At 36.9% G+C, this 3,050-nt stretch carries 1 protein-coding gene; it reads left to right on the forward strand.

The features are described from left to right. On the forward strand, positions 1-2,956 hold a 2,956-nt coding region (gene ygfK / locus U9P79_06170; protein ID MEA2104208.1), incomplete at its 5' end, for a putative selenate reductase subunit YgfK. Between the last annotated feature and the right edge of the window lie 94 nt (positions 2,957-3,050).

Below are 3,050 nucleotides of genomic sequence, written 5' to 3' on the forward strand. Positions count from 1 at the left end.
GAAACAAAATTCAGCTTCTCTAAAAATCTTCGGCAAACTACTCGAATCTCCTCTTGGACCTGCGGCTGGACCACACACTCAACTAACTCAAAACATTATTTCCGCTTATCTTACAGGCGGACGTTTCTTCGAGCTGAAAACAGTGCAAAAATTGGATGACATCGAAATCGAAAAACCTTGCATCGAAGCCAAAGAAGAAGGTTATAACACTGAGTGGTCAACGGAATTGAGCGTTGAAAATGCTTACAAAGAATATGTAAAAGCATGGTTCATTATCCATTTGCTCCACAAACTTTTCACACTCTCACCGTTTCCAAAACCCCAAATTATTTTCAATATGAGTGTCGGTTATGATTTGGAAGGAATAAAAACCAAAAAGGTTGATTCCTTTATAAATAAATTAAAAGATGCTTCAAACGAAAAGTTTTTTTTGGAATGCAAGAATATTCTAAAAAGAAAAATTATAGAAGATAAAATTAAGCAAATTCCAGAAACATATATTGAAGAAATATCTCCCCACATTTCAGATTCCATTACCCTTTCCACCATGCACGGCTGCCCTCCCGAAGATCAGGAAGAAATCTGTAAATATTTTATCGAAGAAAAAAAACTGCACACCTTTGTTAAACTCAACCCAACGCTTTTAGGGTACGGTTTTACCAAAAACATTTTCGCAAATCTGAATTTTAAGGATATTGAATTGGACGAAAAATCCTTTAAAAACGACCTGCAATATCCGGCTGCAATTTCAATGATAAAGAAATTACGAAAATTTGCCTTGAAACACAACCGTAAATTCGGAGTAAAACTTTCAAACACATTGCCGGTAAAAAACATAAAAAAGATTCTACCCGGCGATGAAATGTATATGTCCGGCAAATCACTTTTTCCACTCACGATTAATCTTGCAAACAAAATTTCATTTGAATTCGAGGGAAAACTTCCTATTTCTTTTTCCGGTGGTGCGGATTATTTTAACATCAAAGAAATTTTACGATCCGGTATTTTCCCAATAACTATGGCAACAAATCTACTCAAGCCCGGTGGTTATGCCCGACTAAAACAATTAAATGAAATCATTGAAAATGAATTATCAAAATTTCCGACTAAAATCAACACAGGAAAATTAAATGAATACTGCACAAATATTTTGCAGGACAATCGCTTTAAAAGAGAAGAAGTATCATTCCGCACAGACGATTACCTTCCTGAAAAATTACCCCTTTTCGATTGCGTAAGTGCTCCTTGCACAAACAGATGTCCCATCCATCAGGATATTCCGCAATATATAAAATATATCGAAGATGAAGAATATGAAAAAGCGCTGGAGACTATTCTTCGCAAAAATCCCCTCCCATTTATCACCGGCTACATCTGCGACCATAAATGCCAGCTTAATTGCACGCGCAACTTTTATGAAGATTCCGTCTTAATTCGCGATCTCAAAAAGTTGGCAGCAGAAAATGGATTTGATAATTTGCTGGAAAAAATCTCACCGTCAAAAAAGAAAACCGAATCAAAAGTAGCGATAATCGGAGCGGGACCTGCCGGATTAGCCGCCGGCTATTTCCTTGCAAAAGCCGGATTTGATGTTACGATCTTCGAGAAAAATCACAAACCCGGAGGAACTGTTCGCTATGTTATTCCTGATTTTCGTTTACCGGAATCCGCCATCATAAACGATATAAAGATCATTGAAAAAGCGGGAGTTAATTTCAGATTTGATGCAAACCAAAATTTTTCAATCGCGCAATTGAAACGCAAAGGATTTGAATACATATTTTTGGGGATTGGAGCAGGAAAATCACAAAAACTTAAAATCGAAGGAGAACAGGAAAAGATCATAAGTGGGATTGATTTCCTAAAAAAATTCAAGAGCAACAGCGTGAAATTGGGAAAAAATGTAGCCATCATTGGCGGTGGAAATTCTGCTATGGATGCGGCTAGGGCAGCTTCTCGCCTGAAAAATGTGGAACAAGTTTTCCTGCTCTATCGCCGTACAAAAGAATATATGCCGGCGGATTACGAAGAATTCAAATGTGCTATGCAAGATGGTGTAATTTTCCATGAACTCATCTCCCCCATCTCGTATTCAAATGGTAAATTAAAATGCCGGAAAATGCAGCTCGGTGATTTTGACAAATCCGGTCGCAGAAAACCGGAAGCGATTCCGGATGAATTTGTTGAATTTGAAATCAATAATATCATAGCTGCCATTGGGGAAAAAGTTGATAAAACAATATTGGCAAAAAACGGGATCAGTATAATTGCGGGAAATTCTGAAACCAATACAAAAAATGTTTTTGTCGGAGGTGATGCTTTGCGCGGACCTTCTACTGTGGTCGAAGCAATTGCAGACGGTAAAGAAGTAGCCGAAAAAATTATTCAAAGAGCAAATCTTTCACTCGCGGAACTACAACAAGAGGATGAAAAATGCGATGCTAAACATCTTATCGAAATCAGTAAAAAACGGGGAGTAATCAATCCCGCGGTGAATTATTTGCAAAACAGATCCGAAATACAAACCGAATCTTCCCGCTGCTTGGAGTGTAACTTTGTTTGTAACCGCTGTGTAGAAGTGTGCCCGAACCGAGCAAACATAGCCATTAGAATTGATGATGATAATTTCCATAATCCATTTCAAATAATACACATTGACGGAATGTGCAATGAATGTGGAAATTGCGAAACATTTTGCCCTCTCGACGGGAAACCGTATAAAGACAAATTTACGATTTTTGGGAATGAAAGCGATTTTGCAGAAAGTAAAAACGATGGAATAATCTTGCAAAAAAAGTCTTGTGCTCGAACCAAACTCCGCATCAAATCAGAAATTTTTGATGTTCAAATTGACGAAAATTATATTCTTAATTCTGATCATAATTTCCCGGAACAAAACAGGATCACAAAACTTGTTCAGCAGGTATTGAAGAATTATTCGTTTATAATTGCATAAATTTTTTGAGGCATGAATAAACTAAAAATAATATTTTTATAAAAATTGACACAAGAGTAAACGAAGCCAGTTTCTTAGCAAACAGAGTTTCAAA

This window comes from Candidatus Cloacimonadota bacterium, assembly GCA_034661015.1.
Classification (GTDB): Bacteria; Cloacimonadota; Cloacimonadia; order JGIOTU-2; family JGIOTU-2; genus JAYEKN01.